Genomic DNA, 15,192 nt, shown 5'->3' with positions numbered 1-15,192 from the left:
ATTTGGCCAGAGAAAATTTCGTAATTCGCTGATTTTCCTGCAATTACACTCTTTTTTAGTATTTTTTTGAACAGTACTTTGCCCTATCTGTCTAAGAAGGGGTGCAATTAATGCTCAAAATGAAACCTATACCTCTCTGGATTTCATTAACTTACGACAAACATCAGCATCATCTTTCACATGTAATTACCATGTGTTCAGAAATCGAGATCTTTGCGCGCGATTAGTAATTTTTTTTATCCTCATCAACCTCCTCTTTCCAGGCCTTGAGCATGTCGTAGATACAAAATAAACAGAGCATCACCACGAAGAGGCCTACCCCTCCCCAGAAGACCAAAAAGCGTACGGGTCCATCATCCAGCCAATCATCAATCAGCCAGGTCCCCAAAGCGATCGCCAGGACCAGCATGATGACTTGCTGCATCATCATCTTCCTCCGCAAATCTCTGCTATTCAGAACACCGCGAGCAATGACAATGCAGGTCTGGACGATTCCTCCTTGCTTCATCCCCCCCCTCCTTCCATGGCCTCATAGGCTTTCCAAAACGCCTGAGTCTGCTTGTCACATGGACAAACTTCCACGACCAAAGGAACCTCGCCCGCTTCGACCTCCATCTCTTCCGCAGAGTCTGCCCGCATATAATCCATTCCCCACATCGCCGCCCAAGCCTCAAAGCTGTAGCCGTGTGAGTTAGCAATCACATCCCTTACTTGCCCATCCATCTTCGCCACCCTCGGCAGGCGGTCAAAAATCTTCCCCCCTCCGTTATTCAAGACGACAATCACGCGTCCCCCCCCCTCACAACCATCGAGCAAAGCCGGCGCTGAGAGATCGTACATGGCGGTCAAATCACCCACCACACACCAGGCATCATCGGTACCGTAGGTCAGACCCGCCCAGGTAGCCAGCTGACCATCAATCCCATTCGCACCACGATTAGCTCGGATGATTTCTATAGGATGCTCACGCTGGGAAAATTGCGCCCATTCACGGATTGGCAGACTATTTCCAAGATAAAGCGTATCGGCGATACTCGCATAAATAGACAAGGTACGGATCATGCTCGGCTCACTATCCGGGTATGACTCAAGCAACTCATCAATCTGGCTCCAGCGTCTTGAATTCTCTTTAAGTAGATCCAACACATCCCCCACTTCACCGATTTCCCCCACACCACGGATAATCCGCCCGATCTGACCAGTGATTACCTGGCTCTCACGGGCCAGCCCCGAGAATCCCGTTCTCGAGAGGGAAAGCACTTCCACTTCCGGCATCTCCTCAAGATCGCGCCAAAATCGACCGACAGGCACTTCTCCAATGCGCAAGACCTTAGCCGGCTTCACCTTCTTAAGCACGCGATCCCCATCGGCAAGCACCAGATTGCCCAATAACTCGCGCAAGCCACTGGTAGCATCTGCGAGAACTGGAACCTTGATCTCCTGCAGGAAATGCATGACCTCACCACGATCCTCGGGCTCCAGACCCCCCAGACAGACCACCACACCTTGCCAGCAAGCATCAAAAAACTTCAACAAGCCACCTACTTCCAGCTTTTCCCGTACAGGCTTAAATTCTGCCAATTGAGCATCACTGGCGATCATCGCATCCGTCTCCTCCACACAGACATTAACATGCCAAGGACGACGCATACTCCATCCAGAAAAACACTCCTCCGCCCCTGTCCGCACATCAATACAACTTTCGGCATAGGCATTAAAAATGCCTACCTGATCGATCACTTGCGGTGCTCCAGAACCACGATACCCCGCAGGTCGGTCTGCACTGATAACCACCAAAGGACGACCTTGATAATGACTCTCGATCACTGCTGGCAAAAGCTCAGCCACAGCAGTACCACTTGTCGTGACTACAGCGCAAGGCTCCCTTGAATCCATCATTCTACCGAGAGCAAAGAAGCCTGCAGCTCGCTCCTCAAAATGAGACCAGACAATCACCTCCTCAGCCCCGGCCAGAGCCGCTACCAATGAGAGGTTTCTAGCCCCTGCACAAACCACATATTCTCGTATTCCTGCGCTCAGGCAGGCATCAATCACCTGTTTTCCAATGGAAGTCTCACTCACTGTGAGCATTCGTACAAAACACCACTCAAATGCAAAGGTCTAATTGTCGTAACTCGCGATCAACTCGATAAAGGGCTTTAGATACTGCTCGGCCTTCGCCTCACCAATCCCTCGAACACGTAATCCCGCCTCCATCGAATTGGGTCGCAGGCGGGTGAGATATTCCAAGGTTTTGTTGGAAAAAACCACATAGGGAGGCACCCCCTGATTCTTGGCAATCTCATTGCGCAACTCCTTAAGCTGAGCAAATAGGCGCCCATCAAACCCTACTTCGCCCATCCCCACACTGGAATCAGTGACAGGTGATTCAGCTGCATAACGCTCCGGCCAGACTAGCTTACAATCAGACTTACCGAACATCACCCGTTCTCCCGCCGGAGTGAGCGTCACCAGGGGATATTCACCTCTCTGGGTATAGATCAAGCCTCCCTCATGCATCCCTCGGAATAATTCGTTGGTGTAGGCTGTTCCCATATCTTTGAGCAGACCATAGGTGGACAACTCATGCAGATTATTCTTCAGAACCTCTTGGGATTTACTCCCCACCAGCATCTGGACGATTCTACCTCGACCGTACCGCCCTTCCCACTTACCTCTGGTTTTCTGACTCATTCTCGCCACACCACTGAGTGCCTTCTTCAGAATCAGAACTTCCGCCTCATCTCCCTCACGGAGCTCCCCCCCGAACTTACTCATGCAGACATCACAGCTACCACACTGAGAAGCATCTTTCTCCCCAAAGTACTCCATGATCCACTGCTGGCGACAAATACGAGCATAGCATAGCTCCACCATGGCACCCAGCTTGTCTCTATCTCTACCCTCTTTCTCCTCAAGCGCTTCACGGTCCAGACCGATACGCGAGGTCAACACATCAGGCTTGAGAAGACGAGTTCCCCTGACCCGGGATCCCGGTACATCATAGCGCTCAATCAGGCCATTCTTAACCAACACCCCAAGCGCACTACCCACTGACATGGCATTCTTCACATCTGCGCCTTGAGCAATCTGGTCCAAGGTCTCCCTGATTTCAAAATTGCCGTCAGCCTGGTTCTGCAAATGCTGATACACCGCACAAACCGTGGCATAGCTCGGATTAGCCCCTTCAATGAAAAATTCCTGAGTACGAGTGTCGGCGTAGTTAAACAACAACTCACAAAAGGCAGCCTCACCATCACGCCCTGCACGCCCCGCCTCCTGATAATAGGCCTCGATACTCCCCGGCACCTCAAAGTGAATCACAAAGCGAACATCCGGCCGATCAATCCCCATCCCAAAAGCATTCGTGGCAATGGCGACATCCGCCTCCTTGCTAATGAAGACATTCTGGGTCCTCTCACGCTCCTCATCACTCATCCCACCATGGTAGGCAATACAGCTCACCCCCCAATCATAAAGCATTTCAGCCACCTCCTCCACACGCTTGCGCGTAGCACAATAGATGATTCCGGTTTTCCACTTCTTGATAACCTCCTTGATGCGCATGTACTTCTGCGTGCGCTTTTCCACAGGAGTCACCGCCAAGGACAGATTCGGGCGGGCAAAGCCACTCATCATATTGAAGGGCGACTGAAGTTGGAGCACCTTCATGATATCCTCGCGCACCACGGAAGTAGCGGTTGCCGTCAGTGCAATACACTGCGGGCGACCTATCCTCTCCAGCGCCTTACCCAAACGCATGTAATCCGGACGAAAGTCATGCCCCCATTGACTCAGACAGTGAGCCTCATCAACTGCAAACAAGGCCACCTCCACTTCCTGGATTGCCTTTACAAAACCCTCAGCCCGGAAGCGCTCCGGCGCCACGTAAACCAACTTAAATTCCCCTGAGCGCATTCGTAAAATTCGCTCACGTTGCTCAGCCAGCCCGAGGGTCGAGTTAATCATCGTCGCAGGGATCCCCTTTGCATTCAGGGCATCCACCTGATCCTTCATGAGGGCGATCAGAGGACTCACCACAATGGTCACCCCACGCAAACATAATGCTGGCAACTGATAACAGAGGCTTTTACCGCCACCTGTCGGCATGACGACCAATCCGTCACTTCCCGAAAGAATCTTTTCGACCACTTCCTCCTGCCCCTCAAGAAACGCCCCAAAGCCAAAGTACTCTTTGAGCGCCTCAAGCGGCTGCTTTACTAGTCGTCCATTCACACCCTCGGTCATCGCGATTCAGCCTAATGGCCACACAGGCTCTCTGGAAATAGAAAATTTAGATTTCCTGAACGATCCATCCAAACACGTAAAAAAGCCATCTCCCCAAAAAGGAGATGGCTAAAATTTTTGTATCCGGTCAAGCCGGTCAAAGACTTACTTGATGCCCTTCTTAGAGAGCTTGGTACCTTTGGTGGTACCTTGGCGAGCCTTGAACTTAGGATTGGTCTTGCAGATAACGTAAAGTGTGCCTTTGCGCTTCACCACTTGGCAATCCTCGTGGCGGCGTTTCATGGAGGCGAGTGAAGAAAGAACTTTCATGATTGGAAAAACTTACGGTTTGAGGGGCGGAAAATAGCCATCGAGGCTGCCTTGTAAAGCAATTTCTCATATATTGACTAAAAATCCCGCAGAATTTACACGATCTTGGATTTATCCTCATTTCTAAGAGCGTGACGAAGTAACCTAAGGTACTCGTCTCGAGACACTTCATATCCTCCGAACTGTTTTAAATGCTCCGTCATCCACTGAGTATCCAAGAGCTCAGCCTCTTCTTCCCTCAACCAATTAACCAAGTGGACCAAGGCAATCTTACTGGCATCCGTCTTCCTTGAGAACATACTTTCGCCAAAAAAGGCGCGACCAATACGCACCCCATAGAGCCCTCCCTGCAGTCCATCCTCATCCCAGCACTCCACCGAGTGCGCGTAGCCGAGATTAAACAACTCGCTGTAGCTTTCTATGATGACGTCATCGATCCATGTTTTGTCCCGCTCTGCACACCCCTTCATCACCTCAAGAAAAGCCGTGTCCATACGAAGCTCGAACGGAGCTTTCCTCAAAGCACGCCTCAAGCCCTTTGGAATATGGAAACGCTCATCCAGCGGAATCACTCCGCGCATCAGCGGAGAAAACCAAATCAGCTCTCCATCATCCGCCATCGGGAAGACCCCCTCGGTGTAGGCTCCTAACAAAATATGTGGTGGAATGAGCTCCATCTCTGACAAGATGCATCATCTCACTAGGGTTGCTCAACCCAAAACAAATGACTTGTTAAACTTTCACATTCCTGAAAGCTACGCTCGACACCACAGGAAAGCCGTACAAGACTATCCTAACTTTCTCATCCAAGTCGCCCCACCAGACCAACTTTCTTCCGATAAAATTTCCTCCTGATGCTCATCGCTGACCGCCATGTAGGTAAACAAATCTTGGGAACCACAGTATTCGCCGTGATTATTCTCAGCGGCGTCTTTTTGCTGGGTAATATCTTCAAGGAGGCACGCCCCCTCTTCGTGGGTAAGCACCCTTCACCCTTCCTCGTTTTTCAATTCATCCTCAGCGTGCTGCCCTTCTCGCTGATGTTCACCATCCCCTTCTCTTTCCTGGCAGCCGTCATGCTGGTATTCGGCAGGCTCTCTGCCGATAATGAGATCGTAGCCATGCGCATGGCCGGACGCAGTATCCCTAGAATTGCCGCTCCCGTATTCGTCATTGGCGCGCTTCTCTCCGCCCTCTGCTTCTGGCTCAATGTGGAAGTAGCTCCTCGCTCCAAGGCCAATGTGAAAAACATCCTCTTGGAAGCAGTGAAAGAGGATCCCAATAAGTTTCTCGATCCCGGAGTCGTCCAGACACAACTGGAAAACAAACGCATCTATGTGCGGGACAGGAAAGGCGACACCCTCTACGGAGTCCACATTCATGATATTGGAAACGAGCAAAACGGTTACAAGCTCAAGTCCTACATCTATGCCGAACAAGCCGAACTCTTCATCGACATGGTGAACAACGAGCTCCAACTGAAGCTCGTCAATGCCACCATGGAGACCGTCGATAAGAACGGCACCAGATCCCCGGTCTCTATCGGTGAAGTGGAGCCTGTGATTTTCAACTTCAAGATGGACTCCAAAAAGCGCGTCAGGGCCTCCTACCTCTCCAACAAGGAAATCGCCGAGTACCTGAAAGAAAACCCAGACCTCGTGAAGAAGAAGCGTGTAGATTTTGTCAATGAAGTCACCCACCGCCGCTCGTTTTCTCTAGCCTGCCTGGCTTTTGCCTTGATTGGCGTACCCCTGGGAATCGGAGCGCGTAGACGTGAAACCTCCACTGGCTTTGCCCTGTCACTCGGCATAGGCCTCTGCTATTTCCTGTTCCACATTTTTGCCAATCAATCGAAAGACGCAAACACCACGACAGCCATCCTGTACTGGATGCCTAACGTCCTCGCACTCGTACTTGGCATCATTCTCTTCCGTCGTGCACGTTCGAGATAGTCAACCCGCTGCCAATAGATTAGTATCGCTTAACCATTTTTTTGCCACGCATGGGTAAACCAAAACATCCAGTCCGAAACCTTTGGCGCGCCACCGTCGCCTTTTTCAAGGAAAACGCACTGGATCCCTTGCCCATCCGCGGCCCACTGAGACGCTATAACAAAACGAAATTTGCAGCCGACTCCAAGGCGTCTCTGAACGTCGCCCTACTCACTTTACCTCAGGGCATGGCCTATGCTGCCATAGCCGAGCTACCCATCTATTACGGAATCATCTGCTCCATCATCGCAGGCTTCGTAGCCCCTTTCTTCTCCAGCTCCAGGCACACCATCCTAGGCCCCACGAATGCGACCGCCTTCATGCTGTTCTCCTTCTTCGTGTCTCACCCCGAAGTAGACTATGAGCAGAAATTGCACATGATCCCTCTGTTGGTATTCATGGTGGGAGCTCTCTCGGTTTTGGGAGCCTTTTTCAAAGTAGCGGACCTACTACAATACGTCTCCAGATCTGTGCTGGTGGGCTACATCACTGGGGCAGCGCTTCTCATCATCACCAATCAAACCAAACACCTGCTGGGCATTGCCGAACAAGTGAACGAGGCGGGCGCCAAGACCTTCTTCACCATCGTGGAGGTCATCGGCTCATTTTACGCAGACTACCAGTGGCAACCACTATTACTTGGAGCTCTCACACTAGCACTCTATCTGTATCTTCAGAAAAGGTTCGCTCTCCTACCCAACTTCGCCATCTGCCTCACGCTTTCTTCACTGATAGGACTACTACTAAGACTCTTCGCCCCATCATTTGGTGGCCTGGAAACCTTTCAAGCCTTCCACAGCTTTGAATTCACCCCGAGACTCCCTAGTTTCAACTTCGACGACATCTCCTTTCTCTCAGGTGTAGCCTTTGCAATAGCCTTCCTCGCATCATTGGAGAACACCGTAATGGGCAAGTCTCTTGGCTCCCGCTCTGGAGACCGCCCCGATGTAAACCAAGACATGCTGTCTATCGGTATGGCCAATATGGCGGCATCCCTACTAGCCCCCATGCCAGCATCTGGCTCCCTGACCCGCTCAGCACTGAATTACGACTCTGGCACCCGTACACGCTTCGCCTCCATTTTCTGCTCCATTCTCTGCATGGGTGGCTTCTACGCTCTGGTGGAGCTCACTATCGTCGAGAACATCCCCAAAGCCTCCTTGGCTGCTCTTGTAGTTGGCATCGCCATCTCACTGATCCGTTGGCATAACATCCGCATTTGCCTGCGTTCCACCAAAGATGATGCGCTCGTTATTTTCACCACCTTTACAGCCACCCTCCTGACACGTCTGGACTACGCCATCTTCATCGGTGTAGCGCTCTCCATCACTCTCTTCCTCAGAAAGGCCTCCAAGCCATACCTAGTGGAGTATGAAATCAGCGATGAAGGCAACCTCCGTGAGCTAGGTGAAAAGCGTCAACGCCCCAATCCAGCCATCTCGATCGTACACGTTGAGGGGGACCTCTTCTTCGGAGCTGCAGAGCTCTTCCGCACCCAAGTCCAGAGAACAGCTGCAGACCCTAACCTCAAAGTCATCGTTCTCCGCCTCAAGAACGCCCGTCATCTGGATGCCACCTCAGTCATGGCTCTTGAAGACCTCATCAAGCACATGCGCAAGCAAGGCCGCCACGTCCTCATCTCTGGAGCCACCAGAGAGGTGTACAAGGTGCTCAAGCTCTCTGGCGTGCTCGACACCGTCCAGAAAGGTTGTGACCGCAAACTGGGAGAGACGAACATTTTCATCTACTCCCCGTCCAACCCCAATCTCTCTACAAGAGATGCCCTACTCCGTGCCCAAGAGCTTCTCGGCACCACCAAGGCGGACATCAAGATCTACTACGATCCCTCTCACGCAAAATCCTAGAGCTTGCCAATCGGCCATTCCGAGTTATCTATCCCTGAGCAGAGCCACTGGCTCCACCTCCATTTTTCACCAACATGCGCAAAACACTCATCATCGACCTGGCAACCCTGCCAGAAGAAGGAAAAGAATTCTCAGGAGAGCTAGATCCGACTGTATTCGATCTTCCGAAGGGAGATGCCCAGCCTCAAGGCCCACTTGAGTACGACCTCTATGTGCAGCGATTTGAGGATGAACTCCTGTTTCGAGGAAGCATTTCCGCAGCCTTCCAATTTGAGTGCGTCCGTGATAACCAGCTATTTACGCAGACAATTTCTATCGAAGAATGCGCGATCGCCATCGAGATCGAATCGTCCACTGTAGATGCCACTGAAGCCTTACGTGAAGAGGTTTTGATCAACTTCCCAGCCTACCCTCGCTGCGATGAAGCGGATGAACCTCATGAATGTAACATCGATGAAAGGTATTTAGCAGTAGACAAACCCACCGATGATGGTGTAGACGAAGCGCCCCCGAGCGAAGGTGACGATCCATGGAGCGCCCTTGACTCATTTAAACACCTTTCAGATTAACAATTAACCGCCTTTCGAGGCACCAATACTATGGCAGTACCTAAGCGTAGAACATCCAAGATGAAGCAAAGAATGCGTCGCGGCGCTAACCGTTGGCGTGCACCTAAACTCCAGACCTGTTCCGAGTGCGGCAGCCGCGTTCCAGGTCACATCGCATGCCCATCATGTGGTTACTACGGAGAGCGCCAAGTTCTCGACGTAGACGCCCTCTAATCGCAGCGCTTCGATAGCGAACCGAATTTTTGCAAAACGACGCGGCGACTAGTTTGCCGCGCGTTTTTTCGTGTCTGGCACCAGATACATTCTCCACACCTTCACATTTTTCCACGGAAATGAAAATCGCACTGGATGCAATGGGCGGCGACCACGCCCCTATGGTCAATATCGTAGGCGCTAAAGACGCACTCGCCCTATACCCTAAAATCACCAAGCTTTTTCTGGTTGGTGACGAGGACACCCTCAAAGCCTCATGCAAAGAACATGGGCTTACCGACCAGCGCGTCGAAATCATCCATGCCTCCCAGGTCGTAGAAATGCACGAGTCAGGTGCCAAGACTCTACGCTCCAAAAAGGATTCCTCCATTTCCGTAGCCACCAGTCTCGTCAAGTCCGGGGACGCTGATGCTGTCATTTCTGCCGGTAACACTGGAGCAGCAGTCGCTGCAGCCACTCTCAAGCTCCGCACATTGAAGGGCGTCGAGCGTGCAGGCATTGCCTCCCCGATCCCCAATGAGCACGGCATCTGCAACCTCCTCGATGCAGGAGCCAACCCAGAGGCCAAGCCTGAGCATCTCGTGACCTATGCCGTCATGGGCTCCATCTATGCCAAGCAGGTCATTGGCGTCAAAGATCCGATCGTAGGCCTGATGTCCAATGGAGAAGAGGACGAAAAAGGCACTACCTTCACCAAGGAAACCTTCGCCCTCCTCCGCCAACTGGAGGCCACAGGCAAAGCTCCTTTCAAGTTCAAGGGCAATGTGGAAGGTCACGACCTCTTCCAGACCAAGCTCGACGTCATCCTGACCGACGGTTTCACCGGAAACATCATTCTCAAGACCTGCGAAGCCACCGCCAAGGCGATGTCCAAGTGGCTCAAGCTCGAATTCAAGCGCTCACCATTCCGCCTCCTCGGCGCAGCCATGGCCAAAGGTGCCTTTAAATCGGTGAAAGAGCGCTCCTCTTACGAATCCTACGGCGGCTCCCCACTTCTCGGCGTGAATGGCGTGTGCATTATCGCTCACGGAGGATCCTCCGCCCTTGCCATGCAAAATGCGATCCGCGTGGGTATGGAGACCGTCGAACAAGGCGTGAACCCGCACATTGAAGAGGCCCTCGCAGCCCTTCAGTAAAAAAGCCTTAGCCTCTCCCCCCACTTATTTCCCTAGCCCGGAAAACTTTCTTTAAATTACCACTTTCATATAACGTTATATATATCACGTTATATGTGTGAACCCTAAACGCATACGTCTTAAAGACATAGCCGAGGCAGCCGATGTCTCGGTGATGGCAGTATCTCATGTTCTCAACGGTTCTGGCCAGGGGCGCGTCTCCGTCAGCAAGGAACTAGCTTCTCATATCCGCCAGATCGCGGATGAAATGCATTATCTGCCCAACCATGCAGCGAGAGCACTCCGAGGGTCATCCATTCGAGTGATTGGCACCATTAACACGGGCGCCATGCACCCTGTAGAACAGCGTGCACTCGTTGGACTGCAGGAGGCAGCCGCCGAAGCAGGCTATCATGTGATGTCTACTTTCTCCCAGTCCAACCATGACGACTGGGCAGATTCAATCAGAGCGATACTCAGCCATGGAGTAAACGCCTTGGTGGCCTTCTGCTATGAATCTGAGAAGGTCAGAATTGGAGACAAACTCTGTAAACAGGAAGGAGTCCCCTTCATTCCTATTCGTCTGGATGGCTGTGAAATCTCTGAATGTGAGGGAGGCATCCAGATCGATACCAAAGCAGGTATAAGAATGGCTCTAGAGCACTTGCGCGTAGCTGGCACCAAACGAATCATCATCTACTACACGAACTTTCAGGACCACTGGGAAGCCATTCTACCGGAATTTGAAAGTGATCACATCATCGCGCAAAAGCTAGATGCTGATCAGTTTCCCTCGATTCAGCCAGACACAGGCATCCTAGCAGGCAGCGATTGGCTTGCCGCCAACCTGATACGCCACACTCCAGATCTAACTCCCGGCACAGACTACAACATCATTGGCTGGGGTAACGCGTCCGGCTGCGAGTACATGAACCCCAAACTGAGCTCCATCGGCCTCAACCTCTGGGAGGTCATGTCTACCGCCGTACAAAACATCGTGTCTCAAGAAAAAGTCAATGTGGCTCCAATCACCCCTCTCCTCTTAGCGCGAGAGAGCAGCCTGAAACAATCTAACTAAACGCATCAATACCAATGACTCTAAAAAAACTAACACAAGCCATCCTAGCAACATCGCTACTAGCTACCAGTGTCTGCACGGCAGCCGATAGACCAAACGTCCTCTTCATCGCTGTAGACGACCTCAATGACTGGATCGGGTGCATGGGCGGCAACGAGCAAAGTATCACACCAAACTTTGATCGCCTCGCTGCCAGCGGCATGTTGTTCACCAATGCCCACTGTGTCGCTCCAGCCTGCAATCCATCGCGCACCGCTGTGATGACAGGGCGATCCACACACAAGACTGGTGTCTACGACAACGGACAGAACATGCGTGATGTTCTGCCTGACGAGCAAATTCTACCCGAATACTTTGCCAAGCACGGCTACTGGTCTGGAGGCTCCGGCAAAATGCTCCACTACTTCACCGATGCACGTTCCTGGGATGAGTATTTCCCGGAAAAATCAAAGGAAATGCCTATTCCTGATACCTACTACCCCAGCAAACGCCCCGTCTCACTAGAACGTGCAGGACCATGGCAATACGTAGAAACCGACTGGGGTCCAATGCCAGTCGAAGGCAAAGAATTTGGTGGCGACTACACGGTGAGCGAATGGGTTGGCAATCAACTCAGCAAGCAGCATGACAAGCCATTCTTCCTAGCTTGTGGCATCTACCGCCCTCATGAGCCATGGTTCGTCCCTCAAAAGTACTTCGATAAGTTTCCACTGGAGGACATCAAACTCCCTCCAGCTTACAAGGAAGCTGATCTAGATGACCTCCCTGAGGCAGGCAAAATCACCGGACGTAACCGCTACTTTGCTCACATTCAGAAACAAGACCAATGGAAACAAGGCGTTCAGGGCTATTTAGCCTCAATCAACTACGCTGACACCATGTTAGGGCGGGTACTCGATGCATTGGAGAACGGACCTAACAAAGACAATACGATCGTCGTTCTCTGGTCAGATCACGGCTGGCACCTAGGCTCTAAAGAGCACTGGCAGAAGTACACCGCCTGGAGGGCCTGCACGCGCATCCCCCTCATGATCAAAGTTCCTGAGCATTGTTCACCAGCTCTGCCACAAGGAATCAAGCCCGGCTCCATTAGTGATCAGCCAGTTTCTCTGATTTCTCTTTTCCCGACACTGACTGAGCTTTGTGGATTACCAGCCAAGCCGCTGGTGGATGGCAAATCCATCGCACCCATGCTTAAAGATCCGAGCCAAGAGGTCGACCCCGTCGCCATCACCTACCTTCACCGTGTTGGCAGTATCGGCATCTCGGGCAAGGATTGGCGCTACATCCGCTATCAAGATGACTCAGAGGAACTCTATGACATTTCCAAGGACCCCTATGAGTGGGACAACCTCGCCAGCAATCCCGACTTCACTGTGAAGCTAGAAGAATTCCGCAAACACATCCCAAAACACTTTGCACCCAAGCCGAAAGTCAAGGTCGTCGACCTACCAGCGCTCAAGTGGCACCCCTACAAGCAGGGCTCTAAAACACCCGCCTCCAAAGTAGACGGAGGCAACATGCGCCTCGCCTTCGTGAACCGCCTCAAGCAGCCAGTAAAAATCCATCGCGTAAGTAAAGACGGCACACTGGTAGAAAAGGCTAAACTGAAGTCAGGCAAGGTCATAGAACTCAAATCAGCCCCTGGTACATCCTGGGCCATCACAACTACCAAAGGCAACAAACTCGGTCACTTCGTTCACGGAGACAGAGATGCCAAAGCAGTCATTCGTAAATCAACCGAAGAATAGCCCCAGAGGAACTGACACAAACAGTTCGAAATCCAAATTGCATGACTTAGCCGCACCCTCAGGGGGGCGGCTTTTTTTGATCGTTAAGAACTCAAATTTTTAACCGATTCACCCTCCACCAAAATCTTGGGAACCGAAATCAACCCTTTTTCCAAGAGACCTCCGTCCACCCACTTCGCGAATGCTCCACTGGAAAAGTTACGCTCCTCTTCCATAGAAGTCAGACGTGGTGAAATCCATAAGGACAGGTCTGATGGGTTGACCAGCAGGATCGATAAGTGATCTGGCACCTTGATACCCGCTTTGGCACAAAACATCATGAGTGAGATCGCCTCCAATGGCTTGGTGATCGCCACAGCTGTCGGCTGAGTACGTGTCAGCAAGCCTGACCAGCACTGGTGCCAATCTTCCGCATTTCTATGATCCACTAAGGGTACCAGTGCCTCTATTTCCTGCGGACTCAAACAGTCTGAGTGGCTCGCACGGTATGCATCAAGCACTCCCTGCCAGACGAATTTGTTAGAAAACTTCCAAGGTACAAGTATTCTCTCGTGCCCCATAGACCTGAGATAGGCTAGTGTATCCCCCCATACGTCAGTCGCAAGATAAGCAAGTATCGTACCTTTGACATCCCCTTCCCCCAGCCAACCGCCTATCCGGAATATGGGGATTCCTGTCTCATAGGCAGCTAGCACCCACTCTCTGGGCGGCATGATCATGAAAACAGCTGAAACCGGGTTCTCTGAAGCCCACCGTTTCATCAAATCGTTCGGAGCACGATTCCGAGTCAGATCCACCTCCTTCACAACCACATGCCCACCTCTTTCCCTCCAAACGTGGGAAGCAATCCGTATATTGTCCTGGCTCTCGACAATGTAGGCCTCAGAAATGTCGACAATGATCAGTAAGGTACCCAGGTCAGTCTTTGACTGACTGACTTCTGGAGTCACCAGAATAGCTCTTTTTTTTCTCGGTTCAGCCTTACCCACCACCCCTTTGCGCTCAAGCAGAGAAATAGCGCGCACACAGGTCACCTTACTCACCTCATATCTGGCCAGCAATACACGATAACCGGGCAAAGTCCCCTTCCAGACACCTTTGATGATGTCTTGCTCCAAGGCATCGGCCACTTGCTGCGGTAGGGACTTTTTGTTCAGTTTAGCCATAAATACTCTTTCCGAGTGATCATTATCACATGCTTGCGTGTGTAAATCGAGACTGTAAGGCTCAGCCGCGTCTCGACAAGTCTTAGCTAAGCAGAGACGATACGCCCCAAGAAATGAAATCACCTTTCCCAATCGTTGCTGTTCTTCTGACGGTACTCGCAGCCTGTCTCTGGGCCCTTTGGCCATCGCTGGAATCCAGCCAGAACAAGCCGAGTCTCACAGTCTACTGCGCGGCTAGCCTTCGATCCCCGATGACTGAGATCGCTGAACGATTCGAAGCCGAGCATGACATCACGATCAGGCTCGTGTTTAATGGCTCTGGAGCCTTGCTCAGCCAACTTCAGCTGAGTGGCGGTGACCTCTATCTCCCTGCGACCGCTGATTATCTGGACCAAGCCTCACACTTGATTACCGCGACACACCCCACCAGCAGCATGACCGCAGTTCTCGTCTTACGTGGTGAAGAACACAACATCCTCGCACTGGACGATCTAAAACGTGAGGACATCCGACTATCCTTTGCGGTGGAGAATGCCGCCATCGGAAAATTCACGCGACAGGTTCTGCATGACTCGGAAGACTGGGCAGCCATTGAGAAAAACATCACCGTCATCAAACCCACCGTGAATAACACCGTAGAGGATGTCTCTCTCGGAGCCGTAGATGCCACCATCGCCTGGGATGCAGTAGCCCTTCAGAACAAGGAACTCAAGATCATCCCTCTCCCGCTTTTTGCGAACAAACCACAGACCACTTCGATTGCTATCCTCAAATCCTCCACACAAGTGAAGCTCGCCAGACAGTTTGTCAGCTACCTCACAGAAGAGGAGAGCAGTAAACAAACCTTCAGGAAATACGGCTTCGGCTCCGTAGCAGCCGACTAACTC

At 51.8% G+C, this 15,192-nt stretch carries 14 protein-coding genes; 8 read left to right on the top strand and 6 right to left on the bottom strand.

What is annotated here, in order from left to right; genetic code table 11:
• Nucleotides 1-223: 223 nt before the first annotated feature.
• The 5 genes from BUB27_RS12900 to aat form a co-directional block, all read right to left on the bottom strand.
• Nucleotides 224-508 carry a hypothetical protein gene (locus BUB27_RS12900; protein WP_143184256.1) on the bottom strand — a complete coding sequence of 95 codons (285 nt, stop codon included), beginning with the start codon at nucleotides 506-508 and terminating at the stop codon, nucleotides 224-226.
• Nucleotides 505-2,082: a 2-succinyl-5-enolpyruvyl-6-hydroxy-3-cyclohexene-1-carboxylic-acid synthase gene (gene menD / locus BUB27_RS12895; protein ID WP_159434955.1), complete on the bottom strand. Its 1,578-nt coding sequence runs from the start codon at nucleotides 2,080-2,082 to the stop codon at nucleotides 505-507. The genes BUB27_RS12900 and menD overlap by 4 nt, the downstream gene beginning before the upstream one ends.
• A 39-nt stretch (nucleotides 2,083-2,121) precedes the next feature.
• A complete protein-coding gene (locus BUB27_RS12890; protein ID WP_143184254.1) occupies nucleotides 2,122-4,248 on the bottom strand; it encodes a RecQ family ATP-dependent DNA helicase in 2,127 nt (708 codons plus the stop codon).
• A 144-nt stretch (nucleotides 4,249-4,392) separates the two neighbouring features.
• Entirely contained in the window at nucleotides 4,393-4,557 is a 165-nt protein-coding gene (gene ykgO / locus BUB27_RS12885; protein ID WP_143184253.1) for a type B 50S ribosomal protein L36, read from the bottom strand.
• Nucleotides 4,558-4,652: 95 nt separating this feature from the next.
• Nucleotides 4,653-5,234: a leucyl/phenylalanyl-tRNA--protein transferase gene (gene aat, locus BUB27_RS12880; protein WP_143184252.1), complete on the bottom strand. Its 582-nt coding sequence runs from the start codon at nucleotides 5,232-5,234 to the stop codon at nucleotides 4,653-4,655.
• A gap of 177 nt (nucleotides 5,235-5,411) precedes the next feature.
• On the opposite strand from aat, the gene BUB27_RS12875 reads away from it, so the two are divergent.
• The 7 genes from BUB27_RS12875 to BUB27_RS12845 all read left to right on the top strand — a co-directional run bounded on the left by BUB27_RS12875 (nucleotide 5,412) and on the right by BUB27_RS12845 (nucleotide 13,139).
• Entirely contained in the window at nucleotides 5,412-6,509 is a 1,098-nt protein-coding gene (locus BUB27_RS12875) for an LptF/LptG family permease (protein ID WP_143184251.1), read from the top strand.
• A gap of 50 nt (nucleotides 6,510-6,559) precedes the next feature.
• Nucleotides 6,560-8,413: a SulP family inorganic anion transporter gene (locus BUB27_RS12870; protein WP_143184250.1), complete on the top strand. Its 1,854-nt coding sequence runs from the start codon at nucleotides 6,560-6,562 to the stop codon at nucleotides 8,411-8,413.
• A gap of 74 nt (nucleotides 8,414-8,487) precedes the next feature.
• On the top strand, nucleotides 8,488-8,982 hold the full coding sequence (locus BUB27_RS12865) for a YceD family protein (RefSeq protein WP_143184249.1): 495 nt from the start codon (nucleotides 8,488-8,490) through the stop codon (nucleotides 8,980-8,982).
• A 30-nt stretch (nucleotides 8,983-9,012) separates the two neighbouring features.
• Nucleotides 9,013-9,195, top strand: coding sequence for a 50S ribosomal protein L32 (gene rpmF, locus BUB27_RS12860; RefSeq protein ID WP_143184248.1), 183 nt, complete (start codon nucleotides 9,013-9,015; stop codon nucleotides 9,193-9,195).
• A gap of 119 nt (nucleotides 9,196-9,314) precedes the next feature.
• The gene (gene plsX / locus BUB27_RS12855; protein WP_143184247.1) at nucleotides 9,315-10,331 is read left to right on the top strand and encodes a phosphate acyltransferase PlsX; all 1,017 of its coding nucleotides are present in this window, start codon (nucleotides 9,315-9,317) and stop codon (nucleotides 10,329-10,331) included.
• A gap of 97 nt (nucleotides 10,332-10,428) precedes the next feature.
• Complete coding sequence (locus BUB27_RS12850; RefSeq protein ID WP_143184246.1) at nucleotides 10,429-11,388, top strand: LacI family DNA-binding transcriptional regulator; 960 nt, start codon at nucleotides 10,429-10,431, stop codon at nucleotides 11,386-11,388.
• Nucleotides 11,389-11,402: 14 nt separating this feature from the next.
• Nucleotides 11,403-13,139 (top strand): sulfatase, encoded by a 1,737-nt coding sequence (locus tag BUB27_RS12845; RefSeq protein ID WP_143184245.1) that lies wholly within the window; start codon nucleotides 11,403-11,405, stop codon nucleotides 13,137-13,139.
• A gap of 83 nt (nucleotides 13,140-13,222) precedes the next feature.
• On the opposite strand, the gene BUB27_RS12840 is transcribed toward BUB27_RS12845, so the two are convergent.
• Entirely contained in the window at nucleotides 13,223-14,305 is a 1,083-nt protein-coding gene (locus BUB27_RS12840; RefSeq protein WP_159434954.1) for a substrate-binding domain-containing protein, read from the bottom strand.
• Nucleotides 14,306-14,418: 113 nt separating this feature from the next.
• Between BUB27_RS12840 and modA the strand changes: the two genes are divergently transcribed.
• Complete coding sequence (gene modA / locus BUB27_RS12835) at nucleotides 14,419-15,189, top strand: molybdate ABC transporter substrate-binding protein (protein ID WP_143184243.1); 771 nt, start codon at nucleotides 14,419-14,421, stop codon at nucleotides 15,187-15,189.
• Nucleotides 15,190-15,192 lie beyond the last annotated feature (3 nt).

Source organism: Rubritalea squalenifaciens DSM 18772 (assembly GCF_900141815.1).
In the GTDB taxonomy this organism is placed as follows: Bacteria; Verrucomicrobiota; Verrucomicrobiia; order Verrucomicrobiales; family Akkermansiaceae; genus Rubritalea; species Rubritalea squalenifaciens.
Note: the sequence above shows the minus strand (reverse complement) of the source record. Positions and strands in the feature narration are given on the sequence as shown.

Excerpts from the sequence above, each read along its gene's own strand:
- BUB27_RS12900 (WP_143184256.1), bottom strand. The coding sequence starts at position 508 with ATGAAGCAAGGAGGAATCGTCCAGACCTGCATTGTCATTGCTCGCGGT.
- BUB27_RS12890 (WP_143184254.1), bottom strand. The coding sequence starts at position 4,248 with ATGACCGAGGGTGTGAATGGACGACTAGTAAAGCAGCCGCTTGAGGCG.
- ykgO (WP_143184253.1), bottom strand. The coding sequence starts at position 4,557 with ATGAAAGTTCTTTCTTCACTCGCCTCCATGAAACGCCGCCACGAGGAT.
- aat (WP_143184252.1), bottom strand. The coding sequence starts at position 5,234 with ATGGAGCTCATTCCACCACATATTTTGTTAGGAGCCTACACCGAGGGG.
- BUB27_RS12875 (WP_143184251.1), top strand. The coding sequence starts at position 5,412 with ATGCTCATCGCTGACCGCCATGTAGGTAAACAAATCTTGGGAACCACA.
- BUB27_RS12870 (WP_143184250.1), top strand. The coding sequence starts at position 6,560 with ATGGGTAAACCAAAACATCCAGTCCGAAACCTTTGGCGCGCCACCGTC.
- BUB27_RS12865 (WP_143184249.1), top strand. The coding sequence starts at position 8,488 with ATGCGCAAAACACTCATCATCGACCTGGCAACCCTGCCAGAAGAAGGA.
- rpmF (WP_143184248.1), top strand. The coding sequence starts at position 9,013 with ATGGCAGTACCTAAGCGTAGAACATCCAAGATGAAGCAAAGAATGCGT.
- plsX (WP_143184247.1), top strand. The coding sequence starts at position 9,315 with ATGAAAATCGCACTGGATGCAATGGGCGGCGACCACGCCCCTATGGTC.
- BUB27_RS12845 (WP_143184245.1), top strand. The coding sequence starts at position 11,403 with ATGACTCTAAAAAAACTAACACAAGCCATCCTAGCAACATCGCTACTA.
- BUB27_RS12840 (WP_159434954.1), bottom strand. The coding sequence starts at position 14,305 with ATGGCTAAACTGAACAAAAAGTCCCTACCGCAGCAAGTGGCCGATGCC.
- modA (WP_143184243.1), top strand. The coding sequence starts at position 14,419 with ATGAAATCACCTTTCCCAATCGTTGCTGTTCTTCTGACGGTACTCGCA.